14 protein-coding genes are annotated in these 25197 nt (G+C 35.8%); 1 reads left to right on the forward strand and 13 read right to left on the reverse strand.

Annotated features, from left to right (window positions below; genetic code table 11):
- Positions 1-157: 157 nt before the first annotated feature.
- From pckA to rimP, 13 genes are all read right to left on the reverse strand, one after another.
- Positions 158-1774: a phosphoenolpyruvate carboxykinase (ATP) gene (gene pckA, locus DRF57_RS01640; RefSeq protein ID WP_115916580.1), complete on the reverse strand. Its 1617-nt coding sequence runs from the start codon at positions 1772-1774 to the stop codon at positions 158-160.
- Between the two features lie 127 nt (positions 1775-1901).
- Positions 1902-2807 carry a GYDIA family GHMP kinase gene (locus DRF57_RS01645; protein WP_115916582.1) on the reverse strand — a complete coding sequence of 302 codons (906 nt, stop codon included), beginning with the start codon at positions 2805-2807 and terminating at the stop codon, positions 1902-1904.
- Positions 2808-2818: 11 nt separating this feature from the next.
- Positions 2819-3694: an ACP S-malonyltransferase gene (gene fabD / locus DRF57_RS01650; protein WP_047484973.1), complete on the reverse strand. Its 876-nt coding sequence runs from the start codon at positions 3692-3694 to the stop codon at positions 2819-2821.
- A 70-nt stretch (positions 3695-3764) separates the two neighbouring features.
- The gene (locus DRF57_RS01655; RefSeq protein ID WP_228450406.1) at positions 3765-5705 is read right to left on the reverse strand and encodes a LysM peptidoglycan-binding domain-containing protein; all 1941 of its coding nucleotides are present in this window, start codon (positions 5703-5705) and stop codon (positions 3765-3767) included.
- Positions 5706-5743: 38 nt separating this feature from the next.
- Entirely contained in the window at positions 5744-7330 is a 1587-nt protein-coding gene (bshC, locus tag DRF57_RS01660) for a bacillithiol biosynthesis cysteine-adding enzyme BshC (protein WP_115916586.1), read from the reverse strand.
- Between the two features lie 12 nt (positions 7331-7342).
- Positions 7343-9283 (reverse strand): putative porin, encoded by a 1941-nt coding sequence (locus tag DRF57_RS01665; RefSeq protein WP_115916588.1) that lies wholly within the window; start codon positions 9281-9283, stop codon positions 7343-7345.
- Between the two features lie 94 nt (positions 9284-9377).
- Positions 9378-10844: a RagB/SusD family nutrient uptake outer membrane protein gene (locus DRF57_RS01670; protein ID WP_115916590.1), complete on the reverse strand. Its 1467-nt coding sequence runs from the start codon at positions 10842-10844 to the stop codon at positions 9378-9380.
- A gap of 14 nt (positions 10845-10858) precedes the next feature.
- Complete coding sequence (locus DRF57_RS01675; protein WP_115916592.1) at positions 10859-13654, reverse strand: SusC/RagA family TonB-linked outer membrane protein; 2796 nt, start codon at positions 13652-13654, stop codon at positions 10859-10861.
- Positions 13655-14023: 369 nt separating this feature from the next.
- A complete protein-coding gene (locus DRF57_RS01680) occupies positions 14024-15466 on the reverse strand; it encodes a RagB/SusD family nutrient uptake outer membrane protein (protein WP_115916594.1) in 1443 nt (480 codons plus the stop codon).
- A 12-nt stretch (positions 15467-15478) separates the two neighbouring features.
- On the reverse strand, positions 15479-18271 hold the full coding sequence (locus DRF57_RS01685; protein ID WP_115916596.1) for a SusC/RagA family TonB-linked outer membrane protein: 2793 nt from the start codon (positions 18269-18271) through the stop codon (positions 15479-15481).
- Positions 18272-18913: 642 nt separating this feature from the next.
- Positions 18914-21871 carry a translation initiation factor IF-2 gene (gene infB / locus DRF57_RS01690; RefSeq protein ID WP_047484957.1) on the reverse strand — a complete coding sequence of 986 codons (2958 nt, stop codon included), beginning with the start codon at positions 21869-21871 and terminating at the stop codon, positions 18914-18916.
- A 76-nt stretch (positions 21872-21947) separates the two neighbouring features.
- Positions 21948-23183 (reverse strand): transcription termination factor NusA, encoded by a 1236-nt coding sequence (nusA, locus tag DRF57_RS01695; RefSeq protein ID WP_047484955.1) that lies wholly within the window; start codon positions 23181-23183, stop codon positions 21948-21950.
- A 17-nt stretch (positions 23184-23200) separates the two neighbouring features.
- Positions 23201-23668 carry a ribosome assembly cofactor RimP gene (gene rimP / locus DRF57_RS01700; RefSeq protein WP_047484954.1) on the reverse strand — a complete coding sequence of 156 codons (468 nt, stop codon included), beginning with the start codon at positions 23666-23668 and terminating at the stop codon, positions 23201-23203.
- A 215-nt stretch (positions 23669-23883) separates the two neighbouring features.
- Between rimP and DRF57_RS01705 the strand changes: the two genes are divergently transcribed.
- Positions 23884-25197 carry a UDP-glucose dehydrogenase family protein gene (locus DRF57_RS01705; RefSeq protein WP_047484951.1) on the forward strand — a complete coding sequence of 438 codons (1314 nt, stop codon included), beginning with the start codon at positions 23884-23886 and terminating at the stop codon, positions 25195-25197.

Below are 25197 nucleotides of genomic sequence, written 5' to 3' on the forward strand. Positions count from 1 at the left end.
CCAATACTGTAATCTCTTTGAGTACGCTTTTCCTTTTTTAATTCTTGATCTTTCATAATATAAGTTGAGTAATTGTCAACTTATTTCAGGACGGGACAAAAAAATAAAAAAAGCCTCATCAGTGATGAGGCTTTTGTATGTATTGTAAATAATCTTATTAGATTGTTTGTTCCTGTAATTGAGGTCCTGAAGCAATTAGTTTTTTACCTGCTTCAGTATCACAGTACTGCTCAAAGTTTTTAATGTATCTTGAAGCAAGATCTTTTGCTTTTTCTTCCCACTCGGAAACATTCGCGTAAGTATCTCTAGGATCTAGGATACCTTCAGAAACATTTGGAAGTGCTGTAGGAATTTCAAGATTCATGATTGGAACCTGAGTTTTAGGAGCGTTATCAATAGAACCGTCAATAATAGCATCAATGATTGCTCTTGTATCTTTTAAAGAAATTCTTTTTCCTGTACCGTTCCAACCTGTGTTTACTAAATATGCTTTAGCACCATGCTCTTTCATTTTACCGATCAATGTTTTAGAATACATTGTAGGGTGTAATGTAAGGAATGCTTCACCAAATGCAGGTGAGAAAGATGGCTGAGGTTCTGTAATTCCTCTTTCTGTTCCGGCAAGTTTTGAAGTATACCCGCAAAGGAAGTGGTACTGAGCCTGATCTTCATTCAGGATAGAAACCGGAGGAAGTACTCCGAAAGCATCTGCTGAAAGATAAACAATCTTTTTAGCGTGCCCTGCCTTAGATGGCAATACAATTTTGTTGATATGATAGATTGGATAAGAAACTCTTGTATTCTCAGTGATTGATCCGTCTTTATAATCTGCTACTCCATTGTTAACAACAACGTTTTCAAGAAGTGCATCTCTCTTGATCGCTCTGAAAATATCCGGTTCTTTTTCTTCTGATAAATCGATAACTTTAGCATAGCATCCTCCTTCATAGTTGAATACTCCGTTATCATCCCATCCGTGCTCATCGTCACCGATAAGGTATCTTTTTGGATCTGCTGATAAAGTAGTTTTACCTGTTCCAGAAAGACCAAAGAATAAAGCAACATCACCTTCTTCTCCTACGTTAGCAGAACAGTGCATTGAAGCCATACCTTTCAATGGAAGGTAATAGTTCATCATAGCAAACATTCCTTTTTTCATCTCACCACCATACCAAGTACCACCGATAATCTGTAGTTTTTCAGTAAGGTTGAACATGATGAAGTTTTCAGAATTTAATCCTTGAGCTTCCCAGTTTGGATTCGTCGTTTTAGAACCATTGATTACAGTGAAATCAGGCTCTCCGAAGTTTTCAAGCTCAAAATGAGAAGGGCGAATGAACATATTGGTAACGAAATGTGCCTGCCATGCCACTTCAACAATAAATCTTACTTTAAGTCTTGTATCAGCATTTGTCCCGCAGAAAGCATCTACTACATAGATTTTTTTTGCCTCCGCCAGCTGATTCATCACTAGTTCTTTACAAGACCCGAAAATTTCTGAAGTGGTAGGTAGGTTTACTTTACCATCCCAGAAAATTGTATCTCTTGTAACATCATCCTGAACAATATATCTGTCTTTAGGTGAACGACCTGTGAAAATTCCTGTTTTTACCGATACCGCGCCAGATTCTGTAAGCTCAGCTTCCTCAAATCCCTGATTTTCAGGAGAAACTTCAGCCTGATACAATTCTTCATATGAAGGATTGTATACGACTTCATAGTTTCCTTTAATCCCTAATTTCTCTAAATCCTGGATGATTTTAGTGTTTTTCATTTTACTTATATTTTCTATTTCTTTATTGAGTTCAACAAAAATAATATTAATTATTTGTTAAAGGTGGTTTAAATATACTGATATAAGTCAGAATCACAAATAAAAAAAGGGGCTTGTAATTTATTGATTATAAATTAATTATATCTTGCCATTCAAAAACACTAGTAAAACCCTTCTCCCAAAAATAGTCTTTATAGTCCCCAAATTTGGCACTCATCACGAAATCTCCACCCCATGCCCCCAAACTTTTTACAAAACAAGGGCAGTCTGAGAATAATCGTTCTTTAACTGTAGGAATTTCAAGGAAATCGGAAATTTTTTGCTCATGAATCATCATTAGCTCAGAAAAATTTTGCAATTCATTGCATAACAAAATTTTCTTTGTGATATCTGAAAATTCATTCACCAGTTCCGGAGATTTCTTTTTTGACTTGTAAAAACGGATTCCTTCTCTGCTATCTTGCTTTTGATTTAAGTGAATAAAAATCAATTCATTTTTAAAAGGAGGATTGAAAGTTACCTTCTCATATTTGATTTCCGGTTTACTGCGGAAAAGGACTGCGGATTTTTCTTTTGCGACCGCAATATCGTAGCCACTTCCTCCTAAGCTGATTGAGTTCAAATAAAAAGGATCGATTTCGGACCATTCTGCCAGGTTATTCATTAAGGTAGAACTGCTTCCCAGCCCATAATCTGCAGGAAACTGAAGATTTGTTTTTAAATGGTAAGTACAATCGTTTTTGAATTTTATATCGGAAAGCTGCTGTACATTCTTTAAAGTTTTTAGAATAAACTCAGCGCTTGACGGGATGTTGGCTTCAAGAATCTGCCAATTTTTATAGTCTATGACAACTTTTAGCCATAATTGGTTCTGATGAAAAGCTTCCCAAAGAATCAGGGATTTGCCGTCATTTTTTTCATCAAAAAAAAACTCTTGTCCAAGCTTGGTAGGTACCGCCAGGACAAGAGCTCCGTCTATCGCGAAATATTCTGAAGTAAGCATAAGCTTGCCCGGTGAAAATATCGCGTTCATATTTTTTTATTTTAGATTGCAGAAACAGCGTCTACAGATCCGTCAATTTTTTTGATCAGCCCCTGAAGGGTTTTTCCAGGTCCAACTTCTACAAAATTAGAAGCACCATCTTTGATCATATTCTGAACAGACTGTGTCCATTTTACAGGACCAGTAAGTTGATCAATAAGATTTTGTTTAATCTCATCAGGGTTTGTCACCGCTGTAGTAGTAATATTCTGATATACAGGAATCGTAGCTTTTCTGAATTTTGTTTTCTCAATAGCTGCAGCTAATCTTTCTTGTGCCGGCTGCATTAATGGCGAATGGAAAGCTCCGTTTACAGCCAGTAATAAGGCTCTTTTTGCTCCTGCTTCTTTCAATTTAGCACAAGCTTCCTCTACTGCAGGTGTTTCTCCAGAAATTACCAATTGCCCAGGACAGTTATAATTGGCAGGAACTACAATTCCATTGATTTGAGCACAGATTTCTTCCACTTTAGCATCTTCCAATCCTAAAATTGCTGCCATTGAACTTGGATTTGCATCACAAGCCTCCTGCATAGCCTTAGCTCTTTCGGATACTAATTTCAAACCATCATCAAAAGATAAAACTCCGTTAGCTACCAGTGCTGAGAACTCTCCTAAAGAGTGTCCTGCCACCATTTCAGCTCCAAGACCGTTTACTGCTTTTAATGCTGCTACTGAATGTATAAAAATTGAAGGCTGGGTAACCTCTGTTTTCTTAAGATCCTCATCTGCTCCGTTAAACATAATGGAAAGAATATCGAAACCTAAAATTTCATTGGCAGATTCCATCAGATCTTTGATATCTTTTCTAGAATCATACAATTCTTTTCCCATTCCTACGAACTGAGAACCCTGCCCAGGAAATACAAGTGCTTTCATGTACTGAATTAAATATTATGCAAATATAACTATATTGTTAACAATATACTGTTAAAGAGATATAAATCATTTATGGAACCAATCTGATTACTCTGTATCCAGTATTTACGTAAGCTCCGTTGGCTTTAGATTTTACAAACTCAAATTTTGTTGCAAGCTGGGTCTGAACTTTATTCATCTGCTTAAAGATCTCTCCTTTTTTATTTTCTCTGGTCAGCATATCATTCACCACATCAAAACCTACGATGGCATATTTTGGAGGTGTTTTACAGTATTTTGTTTTATAGGCTGCCAGGATTTCTTTTTCAAATCCTCCGTCAGTATTGATCTTTCTGTCCATCAGGTACACCAGGCTGGCCTGGCTCAGGTCATCCACTTTCTTTTCAAAAATTGGAGAATAGAATAAACTGAAAGCTTTCACTCCCTGTACTTCTTTAGAAAGAGCAATCATTCTGTTGGCAAAAGCCTCTCCCATGCTATCATTATCATTGGCCAGGACTGCAATAACCGGGGCAGATTGCCCAGTCATCATATTCTGATCCAGCTGAATTTCTGCCGGAGAATTAACAATAACAACATTTGGATTTTTAACAGATTTTTCAAGACCTGCTTTAATATAGTTAGCATTTTCTTTCTTAGCATCTGCCACTATATATATTTTCTGATCTGAATATACTCCTTTTACTTCTTCAACAATTTTATCAGCATATGTCTGATTGTTTGTTTCAACAATAATCAGGTTGCTGTAGTTGTATAATTCAGGAGAGTTAGCAAATGGTGCTACAATTGGAATTTTTTGATTTTTGGTAAAATCCAAGACATCAATCACATTAGACTTAAAGAATGGTCCGATAATCAAATCGGTATTGTCCGGATTGATCTGTGTCAGAGAATTTTTAAATGAAGCCTCGTTTCCGGAATCCACTATTTTAATATCCAGTTTCTGACCACCTCGTGCGTTTCTTTCAATAGCCAGTTTAGCTCCGGTTAGAAAGTCTAAAGCCATTCCCCGGTACTGAGTTTCGTTGGTACTGTAACCAAACGGTAACATCAACACCACACTCAAAGCATCTCCGTTTTTCTTTACATAAGCAGGATCCTGCTTTTTGATTTTTAAAACCATTCCGGATTTCAATCCATGTGAAAGATCCGGGTTCAGAGCGATCAAATCATCGATACTCACTCCAAATTTATTAACAATAGAGAATACAGTATCTCCCTGCTGAACAGTATAGGTTACATAATCATCTCCTACAACCACATTGGATGAAGAAGATTTTTCGTTTCCTGAATCTATTTTTGTTTTTGGATTGACAGGTTCAGCAACGGTATCCGTATTTGATTTTTTTATTTTGATGGAATCTCCAGGTTTTAATCCTTTTTCTTCTAATCCAGGATTTAAAGCAAAAAGATCCTGTTGAGTGACTCCAAACTGTTTCGTTATTCTGTAATAATTATCCTTAGCCTGAATTACATATGTTTCCCCTTCTACAGCTACAGCTGGAGGAGTTACAGTAACTTCTTTTTCTACTGGAGTCTCTACCGGTTTTTCAGTAGCAATAACCTGCTGGCTGTCTCCATATTTTTTTATGCTGGCAAGAGGTAATGTGATCTCATCTCCGATTTTCATATGAGAATCCAATTCAGGATTCAGTTTTCTTAAATCGGTTTCAGAGATTCTGTACTGCTTGGTAATCCCATAGATCGTTTGCTTTGGCTGTAAAACAATTTTTCCAAGCGAAGCATTCGTATTGGTTTTTACTTTTTCGGCTACGGCAGTTTTGGTAACAACCGGAGCAGTTACTTTATCTGATTTTATTGTCAAAATATCTCCAATAGCCAATTTGCCGTCCTTAAACTTTGGGTTTAGCTTCAGCAATTCATCTACAGTTATTCCATACTTTTTTGCGATGTTGTAAGGGTTATCACCTTGTACAACCGTATGAGATTTTTGAGCTGAAACTCCCAAAACCATACATAAACTAGATAGAATAAAAAACCTCTTTATCATATTCGATAATTATAATTTACAAAAATACTCCTTTAAAATTAAATGGCAACAATTATTAATTTGGATTCTTGAACCACCATTTCTTCCAAACAATTTTCAAGCCATGAATATCCTTCATCTGAAAAGAATGTACTAAAGTTATATACCCTTTCCTGCCATGTTTTAGAAGGATGTACACTTAAGAACAGATTCTCAAGCCTCTCCAGCAATTCTCCTTGTTTAATTTTTTCAGCATGAAGCAAACGTTTTTTCATTCTTTTAAATGATTTCAACTGTCTCACTTCTTCTGCATTCACAAGGTTTCCGAAAGATTTCTCCGTGATAGAGGCTGTTGCTTTCAGTTCTGAAAAGCTACGAATTAAAAGTTCTTCCTTTTCATCCAGCAACTTTAAAATGGTATTATCATTTAAAATTTTACGGTTGGTAATGATGGTAAAGTTCTGAAAAAAGTCTTCTATACTAAGGTCCAATTTTTCAATTTTCCCCAGTGTTTTTTCTTTCAGGAAAAGCATTGAATTTCTTGGAATCAGAATAGGAAAAGGAATATTAATTGCAGAAAAATAGTCTTTAAGCTCCAGCCAATACATGATTTCGGCATTTCCTCCAATATAAGCCAGGTTTGGCAATACTTTTTCCTGGTATACAGGTCGCATCAAAGCATTAGGACTGAATCTGTCAGGATGATTTTCAAGTTCAGTCAATATTTCTTCCTGTGTCAACTGAATATCTGTGTCTACAATACTATATTTTTGACCGTTATATTCAATCCTATCTCTTGTTTCGGTAAGATAGAAAAGATTAATATCCCGAGGATTTACCTGTACTTTTCCGTATTTCTCCGTGAGAAAATCGACTTTGCTTTTTGAAGTTTTTTGTAAACTGCAGTGGAGAAGCTCATCTTTAAAAACATCTTTAATCTGATTCTTTAATTCTTTAGAATCTCCATCCAAAATCATAAGGCCCCACTCTGAAAAAAGACGATTAACTAATGTTTTAATAGCTTGTGTCAGGGTATTTCCTTGCTTATAGGATTCTTTCAGCATTAAGATCAGCTCGGTACCGAAAACAGAATCTTTAAATTCTTTTTCAAATTCCGAGATAAAAAAGGTATCGGTGATCTGTATTCTTCCTACAGCCCCTCCTGATTTCTCGTGGGTTTCGTAGTAGTTACTTTCAGTTTTAAAATGATTGATCTCCGCAAAATCATGGTCTTCCGAAGCCATCCAATATACCGGTACAAAATTAAAATCCGGAAAATTTTCTTTCAGGTAAGTACACGTCTTAATTGTCTGTAGAATTTTATAGACAAAGAAAACAGGTCCCGAAAATAAATTCAGCTGATGACCGGTTGTAATGGTAAATGTATTGGGAAGTCTGAGATTATCCAGATTTCCCTTTTGTTTTGAAGAAAGCTTGAGATCTGAAAGCTGTTTTTCAAATACATCATAAAGTATTTCCCTCTGCTCGGGTAAGAATAATTCTTTCTTTAGTTCGATCTGATTTCTGAAATGATCTAAAGAAAATGTATGTTTCTCAAAACCCTCAATTTTCTGATTCAAAAAATCTTTTACCAATTGAGGAATGCTTTCTATATCGTTAAATGATATTTTATTAATTGTTTTCAACTTGTTTTGTTTTTAGTTGAACAAATACCACACAATTCCGATATTCAACCTGAAGTCATATACGGGGTAATGCGGAAATGCATATGCTTTGTTACTGGAAATAACAGTTCCCATCTGTTGTCCTTCGATAAAGAAGAACATTTTTTTGACTTTCATATTTACATAAAGGTCTGCAATAGGCTGTCCACCGATGGAAAATGAATTTGCATCAGGCAAAATATACTCATTAAGAATTGGAAAATAATCTCTGGATGCAAATTTAGAGAAGTAATAGACCTTAATTCCTGCCTGAATTTCAGCAGCTTTTTTAAATGCCTGAGTCTGAAAGAAGAAATTAGCTCTTCCGATAAAACTTGGCATCGGAAGCAATTCTTTATTCGTTAATGCATTTTGGAAATGCAGTCTCGTATTTAAATGAAATTTGCCATAGCTGAAGGTTGCATCTCCTCCGATCTGAGAAATGTTCAATGAACTTTCACTTTGTTTTGGATTAGCGTTGCTGTCAAAATAAGTATAGTTATCAATTCTGAAATAGTTTGCGAAAATTTCCGTCTTGAACCACTTCAAATTAATGCTTCCTCCAATTTCCATGACAGACTGATTCTTGGCATTCTCAAGATAATAATTATACTTACCGTAAACTGAAGTGTTTAATAAATAATTAAATGAAGGGTAAGCACTTTGGAAGTTTACTTTTGCGTTGACAAAATAATCTTTTATAGGTTCAAATTTCAGATTGTTCGTCGTTTTAAGATAGCTTTTAAACTGGCTTCCGTTTGAAAATTCTAAAAATGAATTCAACTGTATTTTATCCAAAAGTTTTACCTGCAAATTTCCGACAGCCCCAATCCTGTTTTCTTTAAGCTCATTAGGAAAAGCTACCCCATTGGCAATAACAGTGTTATTAATTCCAAATTTCAAAATCTGATAACGAACCCCTGCATCCAGTTTGAATTTTTCATTATTGAAAACCAAACTTACCGTATTGCTGAAATTCTCTGAATATTTTTTAGTTGCCAAAGGAAACCCATTGACCAATTCTGTGGGCTCTTTATACCAATACTGCTCCAGAGCTCCCTGGTTATAATAATATTTGTTTCCCTGATGAGAAATGGTATGTCGTATGCTGAATGGGAATTTTTCTGCATTGAATGGCGTGAATTGATGACTCAAATAGTATCTTCTATAGGCAAACTGCGAGCTGCTGGAGGCCAAATTAACCTGCATATTTTGCCTGTTATTAGAATTACTGTCTCCATTTTGAAACAGATTATCTTCTACCAGCCCTCCACTTTCCTGATTATTTACATTCTGATGAAGATAATGGGCAAATAGCTCATAGTTTCCACTTTTTGAAGTATAATGTCCTGAAAATATTGTGTTGTTATTTGCCGCTAAGGAATTCCTATAAAATCCCTGAGAGCGCAATCCCATATACTCAATGGCAAAATTGAATCTTTTCCCAATATTCTGGGTATAGGTTGAATTTAATGCAGCACCGTTTTTCATTGCCGTATGATAAATGAATGAGGCGGTAGGTGTTTTTACATCATAATATTTCACATCGTTAGCTCCCAGAATCATGTAAGATTTATTGGAAGGCAGCAAAGATAAATTCTGCTCGGGATTCACCTCAAATACAAGCGGATTAAAACCTGCTCCGATGTTAGCCGGTTGAGCTCTTCCAAAATTATCACGGTTGTTGTACTGTGAAAAAATATGGGTCTTATCAAAAGTCATTACCGTATCAAAAACTTTTTTTTCTGAAAACTGGGTTTGGTATTGATAATCGTTGATGGTAGGTTTAAAAATTTTTAAGGAGTCTTTTTTCCCGGAGTCTATGACCAGGGTATCTTCTTCTTTTTGAGTTGATTTGTTAGGATCTGTTTTATCAACAACCTGAGCTTTGCTCACAAAACCAAAGAAGATGAGTATGAAAAGGATGTACTTCATTATTCATTATTGTACAGCAAAAATAAGAAATAATAAGAAATAAAAGAGGCTATCTCAAAAATGAGATAGCCTCTGCTATAGAATTGTACGATAATTAATAATTGTCGTTTTGCTTAATATTAGGATTAGCCTGGATCGCTGTAACAGGGATCGGCCATTGCCATTTATAACTTCCAGCGTCAAGAGTCTGCTTAACAGCCGGTGCTCCTGTACCGTCAAAAAGATCTCCTTTACCTGATCTCTGAACAGAAAGACCTAATCTTTTCAGGGTGTACCATCTGTCATTTTCAAAGGCAAGCTCTAATCTTCTTTCTTTCAGGATAGCATCTAAAAGAGCCTGTCCTGCTTCCGTTCCCGGAGTAAATGAAGAATGTCTTTCTTGTCTTAATTTATTCAATAAAGTAAGAGCCTGTGCAGGGTTACCTGTTTTGTAATACGCTTCTGCAATATTTAACAATACTTCAGCAGATCTCATGTACTTAATAGGTACCACATTAGAAGGACCTCCGTTACCAGCATATTTTGTTACGTGATTATATTTTCCACCACTGTATACACTGGTTGTAAAATAGGTAGATTTTCTTACATCATCGGCAGTATATGCAGTATATAAATCATAATCTACCACAAATTCTGATCTAAGACTAGGTACTGCCTGATTGTATGCAGATCCTACAGTATTATTAGATTCTGCCGGAGTATTAGACACCTGGAACAAAACACCATCAGTAATCCTGGATAACCCTTCGTTTTCTTTCCAAATTCTGTTAAAGTTATCTAATGTTGTGATACTTGGTGAAAGACCTAACGCTAATTCTCCATATTTGATTGTATTAGCGTAATCTCCTTTATAAAGGTTTACTCTTGATAATAATCCATAGATTGCAGCCTTGCTCATTCTTCCTTTATCAGCATCATTCTGTGTAATATTATCAGCCGCAAATAATAAATCTGCTATGATTTTATCATACACCTGTTCAACAGTAAGATTTCTGGAAGCCGTATTATTTAATGGAGCATATTTTTCTGAATAATAAATTCCAATAGAATTTTTAGCTCCTGCAGATTGTGTAGGAATTTGAGAATATGCTCTTACAATATCGAAGTGAACGATTGCTCTCAATGCTCTCGCTTCTGCTTCTATATTCATTTTTTGTGCACCTGACAATACTCCGTTATTGATATAGGACAACACAAAGTTTGTTCTGCTGATTGCAAGATAAGCTGCACTATACAATCCTGTTGTCTGAGGATTATCTGAAGAAAACTCAAAATTTGAAGCCGCAAAGTTTGAATTTCTTCCTGAAGCCGTACGAATCAAATTGTCAGTAGTAAGGTCACCCATAATAAGCTGGCTACCAGTATCACTGTTATAATATCCAGCTCCTTTAAGGGCAGTATATGCACCATCTAAAACCTGTCTGAATGATTCAGGTCTGGTCATTGCCTGCTCCTGATCTTCATTAATTGACGAGATTTGATCTAAATTTCTATCACAAGACGTCAACGTAACAATGGCCGTTAACGCAGCTAAACTTATTTTTATTATATTCTTTTTCATAAAGCTATTCAATATTAAAATTCTAATTGCAACCCTACCAGGATTGTTCTTACAGCTGGGTAAGTATAAAGGTTGTATGATCCAGGAACAAATAATGCAGTAGATTCACCAGATCCTACTGAAACTTCAGGTTCTCCGTGGAATTTAGTTACAGTAAATAGATTCTGTCCCTGTACATATGCTCTAAGCTTGTTGATAGGTGATCCTTCTCCAAGGAGTTCTTTATCAAATGTATATCCTAATGTAAGAGATCTTAATCTTAAATAATCATTTTTTTCAATCCATTGATCAGAATCGCGCATACCGTTTGAATCTACTTTCTGGAACACATTGGTATCCCCTGGGTTTTGCCAAACATTAGCAGCAGATTGTGCCATGTTTCTCCCTGCAACAGCAAGAGTTGGATCAACAGCAGCAGCGTACATATTGTTATAAGTATATCCTCCCAGCTTGAATGCAAAATCTGCACTGAAATCAAGTCCTTTGTACTGAACTGTAGTTCCGAATCCACCAAAACTTTTTGGGAAAGGAGATTTGTCTGTAATAGGAACTGCGTTAGAAGCGCTGTACACGTTAGTTACATTTCCTGCCTTGTCATAATATAATGCATCTCCGTTATTTGGATCTACTCCTGCGAATCTCACATTGTAGAATACATATGGAGCTTCACCTACTTTAAGATAAGTATCACCTAAGTTTCTTTCAGTTTGACCATCTGCTAACTTATCAAGAGTTGATTTCTGGAAAGAAATATTAGCATGTAAATTCCACTGGAAATCTTTCTTTTTGATGATATCTGCACTAAGTTCAACTTCAAGACCTTTCTGAGACATATCTCCCGCATTGATATACTGGTAATATCCTCCTTCCTGCTTATCTAAAGGTACAAGCTGTACAAAATCTTTTCTCTTGTTCTGATATACTTCAACAGATCCACGGATTCTTCTGTTCATCATGGTGAAATCTACCCCCAAGTTAGTAATCGCATTGGATTCCCATTTAAGATTTGTATTACCGATGATATAACTGCTTTGCGCAAATGTACCAGGATAAGAAGCACCATTAGCACCATATAAACCGTAGCTGATATTGTTTACGTTATAATAATCAGGAAGAGTTCCGTCATTACCTGTAGTACCATATGATCCTCTAAGCTTTAAGTCATTGATAAAGCCTCCTTTCATAAATTCTTCTTTCGCAATATTCCAAGCAGCACTTGCAGACCAGAATACACCGCTCTGATTATTTGCTCCGAATCTTGATGAAGCATCTCTTCTTAATGATCCTGTTACAAGATATCTACCTTCATAGTCATAATTTAACATCCCTGCTAAACTGAATAATGTATTTCTAACCTTAGTTCCCGTAAACGTATTTCTTTCTGAAGGTGTAGTAATAGAAGGAACGTTTAATACCGGAGATTTCAATCCATAAGCACCACCATTCAGTGTTTCAGAGAAGTTATCGTTATATTCTATAAATCCTAAGAAGTCAAAGTTGTGACTTCCGTATGATTTTTTATAGTTGATTGAGTTATTCCACGTATAGTTAAACTGATAGAATGAATTTTTGTTTAATGCTCCTGTAGGAACTTTGTTTGTCGTTAAATCCAGATTTGATCCTTTTTTCAACCACTGAGTTCCCATAAACCAATCAAAAAGTCCGTTGAAATTGGTTTTAAATTTCAGACCATCGATAATTTTATATTCCGCAAATAAGGTTACCGGAATTCTCAGTCTCTGATCATCCAATCTGTAGTTACGAATCTGCTCTACAACATTGGACCCTGCTCTCATGGTTTGATTATAACTTCCATCCGGGTTATAAACAGGCTCATATGGAGCATATTTATACATTGCCCCAAATGGGTTTTGTGTATTGTTTCTATCTCTGAAGTTCTGAGTTTCCTGGTATTGAACTCCAAGGTTAATTCCAACGTTCAGTTTTTCACTCAGCCTATTGGTAAAACCGAAGTTACCTGTATATCTTTTAAGTCCGTCAATATCTCTGATGATCCCATTATCAGAATCATATCCTAATGAGTAATAAAAAGTACTTTCTTTAGAACCCCCTTGTGCACTGAACAAATAAGACTGAATAGCAGAAGGCTTTAACAGGTCTTTTTGCCAATTATGATCATATGCAGCAAGTCTATCCATCTCTTGCTGAGATCTTGGCTTAAATCCTAAATACCCTAGTTGATTCTGAAAGCCCATTAGCTCTCTTGAATTCATCATGGTATAATTATTGTCCTTCAATCTTTCACTGAAACCAAATTTAGTTTCAAATGAATAACGTGTTTTTCCAGCTTTTCCGGCCTTTGTAGTCACTACAACAACTCCATTGGCTCCTCTTGCACCATACTGAGCAGTAGCTGCAGCGTCTTTAAGAATTGAAATAGATTCTACGTCTGCAGGGTTAATTGCACTGAATTGTCTTGCTGTCATGTACATCCCGTTCACCACATAAGTAGGATCTGTAGAACCACCGACACCACCAATACCTCTTACCTGAATTGTCGCAGCGGCACCTGGCTGTCCGGTACTACTTTGTACAAACACCCCTGAAGCTCTACCTTGTAAAGAGTTACCGATAGAAGTAGTAGGGCTGTTTCTTCTGATTTCATCTCCACCTACTACAGCCTGAGCCTGAGTAATTTCATCCGCTTTCTTCTTCTGATACCCTGTAACGACTACTTCTTCAATCTTCGTTTCATTTGAATCAGAGTCTTTTGTTGTTTTTTGCGCAAAAGCTGTTTGCCCTAAAAAAAATAAAGCCCCAACACTTAATACTCTTAGTTTCACATTCATATTAACAAATTTTATTAATAAATTTTAAGGCGACAAATATGTTAATAAATATTAACATTCACAAGCTTTTGCCCTCTACAGGCCGTTTCCGACACATTAACCCTGTTTTTTTTATTGAAAAAAAATTTTAACTATTGATAATTTATGTTAATTATTTTTTGCAATACAATAATTTATTAAGAAAAAAATAAATATAAATGATGCTTTTGACGATTATAAAATTTTTTGAAATATTATGCGTTAATTAATAAAATCCTAAGACAGATTAAAAACAAAAAAATATATACTTTATTTATAGCATAAGAAGAAATTAAAAACAAAAAAACCTGCTTTTAGCAGGTTTTTCTTTTTTTGAATAATTAATTATTATTAATAACCAGGATTTTGTTGAATACCTGGATCAATATTAATTGCCTCTTGAGGAATTGGCCACTGCCACTTATGGCTTGAAGCAGGAAGGCTTAGCATTACTGCAGGATTTCCAGCACCATTTGATTCTGGTCCAAAGTTAGATCTTTGAATTGGAAGACCAAGTCTCTTTAATGTAAAGAATCTGTCCGTTTCAAATGCCAATTCCAGTCTTCTTTCCAGCATAATTGCATTCCAAAGAGTTTGTCCGGCTTCTGCACCAGGTACAAATCCAGTATATCTCTGCGCTCTTAATGTATTCAATAATCCTAAAGCTCCGGCTTCATTTCCTTTCTTAAACATTGCTTCTGCAACATTTAAAACAACTTCAGCAGTTCTTAAATACTTCACATCTACCGCTTCAATTGGCTTATTAGCAGCCTGCTTGTATTTAATAACGTTATTATAGGTTTTTGTAAGAAATGGAGAAGTCATAATATAAGCGCTTTTTCTAATATCCGTAGGAGCAAATTTGGTATAAAAATCATAGTCTACTACATACTCTGATTTAATTTGTCCGCCAACAGTTTGATTATAAGCCGTACCTGTTTTGATATTTTCAATACCTGAGTTAAGTATTTTAAATAATACTCCGTCACTTGACGTGTCATTCCAGATATCTTTAAACGTGATAATAGTTCCTACATTTGGGCTTAAAGCTAAAGCTTTTTGACCCCAAAGAATAGCATTATCATAATCACCTTTGTACAAATATACTCTTGATAACATCCCTTGGATAGCAGGTTTTGTAAGCTTACCTGCATTACTACCACTCTGCGTAATATTTTGCTCTGCAAAAAGCAAATCAGCAATAATTTTATCATATACCTGATTTACATTCAGGTTTCTGGGAACCATCTGGAATGGATCAAACTTTTCTACATAGGCAATACCTATCGAAGTACCTGCATCAGCAGATTGCGTAGGGATCTTACAGTATCTTCTTACAATATCAAAGTGAGCTATGGCACGAATACCTCTTGCTTCCGCCTCAATATTACTTCTGAATGCACCTGGTGTTAGGTTTCCAAGTTTATCAAGAACTACATTAGCCCTTGCAGCCACTGCATATCCTGCCCCAAAAATAGAAATAACTGAATTATTATCTCCCGCAAAATTGAAATTATACGCATCATTATTAGATCTTCTTCCCTGAGGATTCTGAATTAAGTTATCCGAAACTACGTCAGGAACAATGATCTGACTGTAGTCCTGTTGATAATATCCCGAAATCTTAAATGCATCATACGCATAGTCCACACCTTTTCTAAAATCATTTTCAGATTGATAATAGTTTTCTAAAACCAATCTATCATTTGGCATAACCGTCAATTCATCTGTACAAGATGCAGCGGTAAAAGCCAACGATGCAAATAATACTATTCTTACTATATTTTTTTTCATGATAAAATTGAATTAGAAGTTAACTTGCACTCCCATTAGGAATGTTCTTGTATTTGGATAATTGTATAAACTGATAGACCCTGGAATAAACGCTCCATTTGCTTGCGTTTCAGAAGCTAAAGCAATTTCAGGATCCCCTGTATAGTTAGTCCAAAGCGCTAAGTTCTGACCAGAACCATATACTCTGATGCTATTTACAGGAAGGGACTCACCTAAGAATTTCTTATCGAAAGTATATCCGATCTCTACTGATCTCAATCTTACAAAATCTGTTTTCTGTAAAAATGCATCTGTAGATTGAAGCCCATTAACATTTGGCTTAGGTAATACATTGGTATCTCCCGGTTTCTTCCAGTAATTAAATGCATCTGTGCTTAAGTTTTGATTATACGCAGAGAAGTCAGAAAGGTTTTGAGCCATAATATTGTAGCTATATCCTCCAGTCTGGAAAGAGAAATCTGCATTTAAATCAAATCCTTTGTATCTGAATGTTGTTCCAAAACCACCATACGCACTTGGCAAAGTAGATTTACCTGGCAAGAATTGCGCGTCACTTGAATTGTATACATTGGTAACTGAACCATCCAGTTTGTAATACAATGCATCTCCGTTCGTAGGATCTACACCTGCACTCTTCACCATTTTAAATATAGTAGGTTCGTCACCCACACGCATAAATGTTGTACCATCTAAACTAAGCTGAGTATTACTTCCATACAGACTCTTTACATTATATTTAAGCATGGAAATATTTCCTCTCACAGACCAGTCAAAATCTTTACTTCTGATGATATCAACATTTAGCTCAGATTCCAATCCTTTAATTTCAATATTTCCCGCATTGGTTACACTTGACATTAAATACCCACCTCCTGTGAATGGAGTATTACCAATTGCATATAGAAAGTCTTTTCTGTTATCCTTAAATACCTCGGCAGTTAATTTAATTCTGTTGTTCCACATCACAACATCCACCCCTAAGTTTTGAGATTCTTTTCTCTCCCACTTAAGATCGTTATTCCCAACAAAATTAGAAGGACCAGAGGTTGGATCCGTACCATAATCACCAGAAACTACAGAAATAAGGTTTTGGTAATCTAAAAGAGCAGATACGTTACCTGTTGTACCAATACTATATCTGAATTTAATATCATTGAAGAAAGGAACATCAAAGAAAGATTCTTTTGCTACATTCCATGCTGCTGAAGCAGACCAGAAGTTACCATATTTTTGATTTGTTCCTAGTCTTGAATTTCCATCTCTTCGGATAGATCCTGATAATAAATATCTGCCAGCATAGTTGTAGTCAATAATTCCTAACAAACTTACAAATCTTGTCGAGGTTGTGTTACCTGTAACCGCAAATGGAGTAGAAGCAGAACCAACATCAGTAACATCAGGTCCTAACATTACTCTTTTCGTTCCTGATAAACTTCCAAAATCCTCCTGATTATATTCAAACATTGCAACAGCAGAAATTTTATGCTGTCCAAAAGACTTTGTAAAATCCAATCTGTTGTTAAATACATAACTCCAGTAATCACTTCTCGTATCTCTAATACTTCCATCAGGGGTACCATATACTTTAGCAATCTCGGAACCTTTTCTAACTATGTATTTATTTTTTCTAACATCATAGATACCTCCGAAAGAGGATTTAAATGTAAGCCCTTTAAAAAATTCATAGGTACCAGACACTTGTCCTGTCAATCTTGTTCTCCAGTCTGTAGTTACCTCATTTCTTCTAAGGTCAACTGGGTTAATAGAGTTTGTGGTCGGATTAAAAGAACCATTCGAATTATAGATAGGTTCATATGAATTCAATGTATAAAGTGAATAAAATGGACTTAATGCATTATAAGAATATCTTTGATCCTGTGTTTTAACGTTAGTAACACCAAAATCAAATGCTAATTTCATCTTGTCAGAAACCTTTTGGTCAAAATTAAATCGACCACTATATCTTTTAAAACCATCAAGTTCCTGTAAGATACCAGAATCTGTATCATATCCTAAAGAGGCATAGTATGAATTAGTATCACTCCCTCCTCTTACCGATAGATTATGATATTGTATGCTAGAGTTTCTTAAGATATCTTTTGACCAGTCGTGATCCTGTGCCATTAATTCCGCAGCTTCTGCAGGTGTATAAACTGGATTAGGATTCACTCCCACTCCGGACATCTCATTCTCAAACTGAATTTTCTGAGCAGTATTCATCATTGTGAAGTTGACATCTTTTGGCTTATATGCAAAACCAAATCTTGTATCATAAGTGATCGCCGGTTTTCCTGATTTACCTCTTTTTGTAGTAATCACCATAACACCATTCGATGCTCTAGATCCATATTGGGCAGTTGAAGCTGCATCTTTCAACTCCGTAACGCTTTCAATATCTGAAGCCGGAATCGAGTTGAACTGACGTTGAGTCATATAAACACCATCCACAACAAACAATGGATCTGATGCTCCTATAGTAGCAGAAACATTGACAGCTCCTCTAATTCTGATAGATCCTGGCTCACCTGGCTTACCAGAATTGGTAGACACCTGCAAACCTGACATCTTACCCTGAAGCATGTTTGTAATACCGGTACTTGAAGCTGACATTCTAGTAAGCTCATCACCGCCCACTACCGAAACAGCTTGGGTAATTTCTTCTCTTTTCTTCTTTTGTACCCCAACTACAACAATCTCATCAATTACTTTAGTTTTTGCTGTATCTTTTTTTGTTGTCTGTGCAAAAGCAGTTTGCCCCAAGAAGAACAAAGCCCCTACACTCAATACACATAGTTTAACATTCATATTAACAAATTTTAATATATTTTAGCAACAAATATGTTAATAAATATTAACACTAGCAAATTTTTCACATTGATAAAATAGTACATTTTTAACAATTCACACAACATTGAGCTTAAATTATAAACATTTAATAATTTTTAACGTAAAAAAATATATAAAAATTAAAATACATTCAAAATATCACATGTTAAACAATTAATTCACAGTTTATTTTTTTTTATTTATAATGGTTCTAAATTATTTTGTTATTAAAAACCGCTTTTTTTGAAGATAAAATGACTACAAAATAGCAAATTATCCTTCCTGACACCACGTTTCCAATACATTACATAAAACCACAATCATCAGCAACAAAACAAAAAACAAGAATATCTGAGAAAAACAAAAGGAATAAATACAAAATAATGAAACCTAATAATTCACCGTATGGTTAGCTATAAAAGCAAGTTACGCCATTCAACAAGCATAAAACCGACTCATTCCGCTTCATCTATCCACGCTCATCGATTAAATAAAAAATAAATCAATAAGCAATTTATGGTTTATAAAATTAACTACACCGATTTCATTTGAAACAAAATAGCACAAAAAAAACTGCCGTTTCTCTGAAACGGCAGTTTTATAATATATCTATTTATGATATTATTTTAGCTTCTTTTTAACAGCTACTTCTTCATAAACTTCAAGAATATCTCCGATTTCAATATCGTTATATCCTTTCAGGTTCAGACCACATTCGTAACCTTTGGTTACTTCCTTCACGTCATCTTTGAAACGCTTCAAGCTTTCAAGCTCTCCGTCAAATTTAACAATACCATCTCTTAATACTCTTACTTTAGAGTTTCTGGCTACTTTTCCTGAAAGAACCATACAACCTGCAATTGTTCCAACCTTAGAGATTTTAAATACCTCTCTGATCTCTACATTACCGATAACCTGTTCTTTAATTTCAGGAGAAAGCATACCTTCCATAGCTTCTTTCACTTCTTCTATCGCTGCATAAATTACAGAATAGTTTCTGATCTCAATTTCTTCTCTATCTGCAAGATCTTTAGCATTTGCACCAGCTCTTACGTTAAATCCGATAATGATAGCATCTGACGCGGCAGCCAAGTTAACATCAGATTCTGTAATCTGACCTACTCCTTTATGAAGGATATTAACATTAATCTCACCTGTAGATAATCTTTGTAACTGATCAGATAGTGCTTCCACTGAACCGTCCACGTCACCTTTCAGGATAATATTTAATTCCTTAAAGTCTCCTAAAGCAATTCTTCTACCTAATTCTTCAAGTGTAGTATGCTTCTTCGTTCTGATCGAAAGTTCTCTCTGAAGTTGCTCTCTCTTATTAGCAATAGTCTTAGCTTCACTTTCATCTTCATATACCTTAAACTTATCTCCCGCTGTTGGTGCTCCGTCTAATCCTAGAATAGTTACAGGAATAGATGGCCCTGCCTCTGTAAGGTTTCTTCCTCTCTCATCAAGCATTGCTTTTACCTTACCGTGGTTTTTACCAGCTACTACATAATCTCCAACTCTTAAAGTTCCGGTCTGTACCAACATAGTGGCAACATATCCTCTTCCTTTATCTAATGAAGCTTCGATAACAACTCCCTGAGCATTTCTATCCGGATTAGCTTTTAAATCCAGCATTTCTGCCTGAAGTAATACTTTCTCCAATAGAACATCCATATTGTTACCAAATTTTGCAGAAATTTCCTGCGCCTGAACATTTCCTCCCCATTCTTCTACAAGGATATTCATCCCTGAAAGCTGTTGTCTGATATTATCAGGGTTTGCACTTGGTCTATCTACTTTGTTTAATGCGATAATCATTGGTACTCCTGCTGCCTGAGCGTGAGAAATAGCTTCTCTTGTCTGAGGCATTACATCATCATCAGCTGCAATTACAATGATAGCAATATCCGTAATCTGAGCACCTCTTGCTCTCATCGCGGTAAATGCTTCGTGACCTGGTGTATCTAAGAATGTAATTCTCTGACCGTTTTCCAATTTCACATTATAAGCACCAATATGCTGTGTAATCCCTCCGGATTCTCCTGCAATTACATTTGTTTTTCTGATGTAGTCAAGTAATGAAGTTTTACCGTGGTCAACGTGTCCCATTACCGTAACGATTGGAGCTCTGCTCACTAAATCCTCTTCATTATCAACTTCATCTTCGCCTTCGCTTTCTTCAAGATCAGCATCAGAGAATTCAATTTTATAACCAAATTCATCTGCTACTAATAATAAGGTATCAGCTTCCAATCTCTGGTTCATGGTAACCATTACCCCTAATGAGAAACAAGCAGAAATAACTTCTGTTGGCGAAACATTCATTAAGCTGGCCAATTCACCTACTGTAATGAATTCCGTTACCTTAAGAGTTCTGTCTTGTGCTTCAAGCTCTTGCTGACGCTCATCCTGCTCTCTACGGTACGTTCTCTTATCTTTTCTGTGTTTAGCAGATTTAGACTTACCTCCTTTGTTAGTAAGTTTTTCAAGAGTTTCTTTAATCTGGTTTTTAACTTGTTCGTCAGTTAATTCAACTGGCATAACTCTTTGACCAGGTCTGTTGTTTTGGCCTCCTTTCTTGAAGCCACCACCTTGACCCTGACGGTTTCCTCCACCTTGGTTGTTTCCAAAACGGTTTCCACCTCCCTGACCACCTTGTCCTGGGGGACGGTTTCCTTGACCTCCCTGACCTGGAGGACGGTTTCCACCTTGTCCGCCATTGTTGTTATTCTGACGGTTTCCTTGGTTTTGACCACCCTGGTTGTTATTATTTCCAGAATTCTGATTATTCCCTTGGCCTTGTTGATTATTATTCGGACCGCCGGGTTTTTCAATTCTTTTTCTTTTCTTTTTTGCTCCAGAACCTGGTTTTGGCGCAAACTGAGTTAAGTCTATCTTTTCTCCAACGATCTTAGGACCGTCAAGCTTCTGATAAACAGTCTCAATCTTTTGTGGTTCCTGAGACTCCGGTTCAGCCTCAACTTTAGGAGTTTCCACTTTTTTCTCCTCTACAACCGGTTTTGGAGTTTCTTTTATTGGTTCCACAGGTTTTACTTCTTCTTTTTTCTCCTCCATTTTTGGTTTGTCTTTTTTCACAGGTCTATTTCTAGATTCTATCTGAGACAAATCAATCTTATCCAAAACTTTAAATTCCTGCTTTTCAGGCACTGTTTTCACTTCCGGTTCTTCTTTCACTATTTCTTCTTTCTTTTCTTCAACCGGTGTTACTACAGGAGCAGCAGGGGTTTCTTCAACTTCAGGTTTACTAGGTTCTAAATCTATTTTACCTAAAATTTTAGTTTCTGGTTTATTAGCTTTAGCTCTTATCACTTCAGGGGTTTTCTTTTCTTCAATTTCCAGCTTTTCTTCCGGAACTTTAGTAATCACCACCTCATGGGAAGCTTTTCGCTGTTCGCCATCCTTGGCAAACTCAGCTTCCAATGCAGAATATGCCGCTTCTTCTAATTGAGCGTTAGGATTGCTTTCAACTCCAAATCCCCTCGATTGTAAAAATTCTACTAATCTGGACATCGAAATATTGAATTCCTTAACCGCTTTATTTAATCTAATTTTTGGCATTTATATTATTTACTGTTTTTTAATTTTTAAAATTAAAGTATTTCCTTTTTACTGTTTATTAAAATTTATTTAAATCTTAATCTTCAAATTCCTCTCTCAGAATACGTTTTACCTCTTCAATTGTTTCTTCTTCAAGGTCAACCATATTTAAAAGACTTTCAGTTTCTTTATCCAATACTGATTTTGCAGTTGTAAGTCCTACTTTTCTAAATTCATCCAAAATCCACTGCTCGATATCGTCATTGAATTCTCTTAATTCAACATCGTCATCCTCGCTAGCTTCTCTGTATACATCAATCTCATATCCTGTCAACCAAGAAGCCAGTCTGATATTTTGACCTTGTTTTCCAATTACTTTAGAGATTTCCTCAACCGGAGTATATACCAATGCATAGTTAGTATCCTCATTGATTTCAATCTTATTAATTGTAACATTTCCTAAAGCTCTCTTCACCAAAATCTCAGGGTTTTTAGACCACTGAATAACATCGATGTTTTCATTTCTCAACTCTCTTACAACCCCATGAATTCTAGATCCTTTCACACCTACACAGGCACCTACAGGATCAATTCTGTCATCATAAGCATCTACTGCAATTTTTGCTTTTTCTCCAGGAATTCTAACGGCCTTTTTCAAGATGATTGTTCCGTCCTGAATTTCAGGAATTTCCAGTTCTAGTAACTTTTCAAGAAACTTAGGTGCAGTTCTGGAAATAATAATCTGTGGTTTAGAACCTTTAAAGTCTACTGTTTCAACAATAGCTCTGATATTCTCACCCTTTTTAAAGAAGTCGGATGGGATCTGATTTTCTTTCGGTAAAATAAATTCATTCTCTTCATCATCCAACAAAATCACGTGCTTATGACGGATGTGGTGAATCTCTCCTACAACTATTTCCCCGATTTTATCTCTAAACTGTTCATACAGCATTGCATTATTATGCTCCTGAAGTTTTGTAGCCAAAATTTGCTTTAGGGTAAGAATATTTCTTCTTCCTAACTGTGCAACAGGAATTTCCATTGTAAAGTCTTCTCCTACTTCAAATGTAGGATCTATTTTTTTAGCCTCAGAAATTTCAATCTCCAGATCATCGTCTTCAGACATTTCGTCTTCTACAATTGTTTTATTTAAAAATATCTGAAAATCTCCTTTATCAGGGTTTACAATCACATCAAAATGGTCATCTGAATCAAATCTTTTTCTCAAAAGTGTTTTCAGTGAGTCTTCAATAATTGCCATAAGATCAATCTTACTGATCCCTTTTTCGTCTTTAAAATCACCAAAGGATTCAATCAACGCTATATTATCCATCTATTCTTTTTTCTTTTTTAAAATTTAATTACTGCCAATGCTTTTTTGATCTCAGAGTAAGGAATTTCTTTCTCCTCCTCTACATCAACCTTCCCTTTTCCGATATCCTTCGGCTTGCGATACCGTAGAACAAGGGTGATCTTTTCTTCATCTACTTTAGATAATTCTCCTTCAATTTTAGAAGAGTCCTCCAACATAACCTCAATCTCTCGTCCTAAATTCTTCCTGAACTGTCTTGGGATAGACAACGGCTCACTAAGTCCTGCAGACATCACCTGAAGGCTAAAATCATGCTCCTCACGGTCCATATTGAATTCCACCGCACGGCTTGCATCAAGGCAATCTTGCAAAGAAACTCCATTGTCACCATCTAAAATCACTGTAATGTCATCCCCTGCAGAAAATTTAAGATCAATAAGAAACAGATCTTTTCTGGTCTCAAGGAATTCATTTAATAATTCTTCAATTCTTTTTCTAAACTCCATACATTGTTTTATCTTGATTTATAGTACGAAAAAAGGCTTTCTTTCGAAGCCTTCTCATTTTTCCCGTAAATCCATTGCAAATATACGCTTTTTTTCTAAAAAAGCAAAATTATCTTATTATCAAGCAAATAGCACAAATTCTATTTACATTAAATTAAACGAGCATATGAAAGTATTTTTATTATTTTTGTCTTGAATTTTAAAAACCAAACATTTTGAATATAACGATTGTAGGAACAGGTTATGTAGGGTTAGTTACAGGAACTACTCTGGCAGAACTTGGCAATTCAGTATACTGTGTTGATATTGATGAAAAAAAAGTTGAAGGTATGAAAAACGGTGTAGTTCCCATCTATGAGCCGAACCTTGAAGAAATGTTTCTAAGAAACATCCAATCTGAAAGATTATTTTTCACTACCAATCTTAAAGAGGCCTTAGATAAAAGTGAGGTCATTTACCTGGCACTGCCTACCCCTCCCGGTGAGGATGGATCAGCAGACCTTTCCTATGTTCTCCAGGTAGCCAATAATATTGGTGAGATGATGACAGAATACAAAGTTATTGTCAACAAAAGTACGGTACCCGTAGGAACTGCTGATAGAGTAAGCAGCGTCATATCTTCCAAAACAAACATTCCTTTTGATGTAGTTTCAAATCCGGAATTTTTAAGAGAAGGTTTTGCCGTGGAAGACTCCATGAACCCATCAAGAGTGGTTGTAGGAGCAAGCTCCGAAAGAGCTAAGGACATTATGTCTAAAATTTATCAACCCTTTACCAATACTGGGATTCCGATCATCTTCATGGATGAAAAATCATCAGAACTTACTAAATATGCCGCTAATTCATTCTTGGCAGTAAAAATTACTTTCATGAATGAAATTGCCAACTATTGTGAAAAAGTAGGTGCAGATGTAGACAAGGTAAGACTGGGAATGGGAAGCGATGACAGAATCGGACACCGGTTTTTGTTTCCGGGTATCGGCTATGGGGGAAGCTGCTTTCCTAAGGATGTAAAGGCACTTATCAAATCCGGAAAACAGGAAGATTTCAACTTCCAGATTTTGGAAGCTACAGAAAATGTAAATACGACACAGAAGGTAATTCTGGTTTCTGAGATAGAAAAATATTTCGGAGGAAATATTAAAGGCAAGAAAATTGCTATATGGGGGTTAGCTTTTAAAGCCAATACGGATGACATTCGGGAAGCCTCCTCTTTAGATAATATTGCCCTGTTATTGGAAAAAGGAGCTGAAATCATAGCTTATGATACTGTGGCAGAAAGCAACGTACAGAAACTTATTGGGGATAAAATACAATATGCAAAAGGAATGTATGATGCTCTGGAAGATGCGGATGCCCTATTCATTTCCACAGAGTGGCCTGAGTTTAAAAATCCTAATTTTGAACTCATGTCGAAAAAAATGAAGAATAAAGCTATTTTTGACGGTAGAAATATGTATCCGCTAGAAGTTCCTGAGCAGAATGGATTTTACTATAAAAGTATAGGAAGAAGAACAATTTTAAAATAG

Source organism: Chryseobacterium rhizosphaerae (assembly GCF_003385455.1).
Taxonomy (GTDB): domain Bacteria; phylum Bacteroidota; class Bacteroidia; order Flavobacteriales; family Weeksellaceae; genus Chryseobacterium; species Chryseobacterium rhizosphaerae.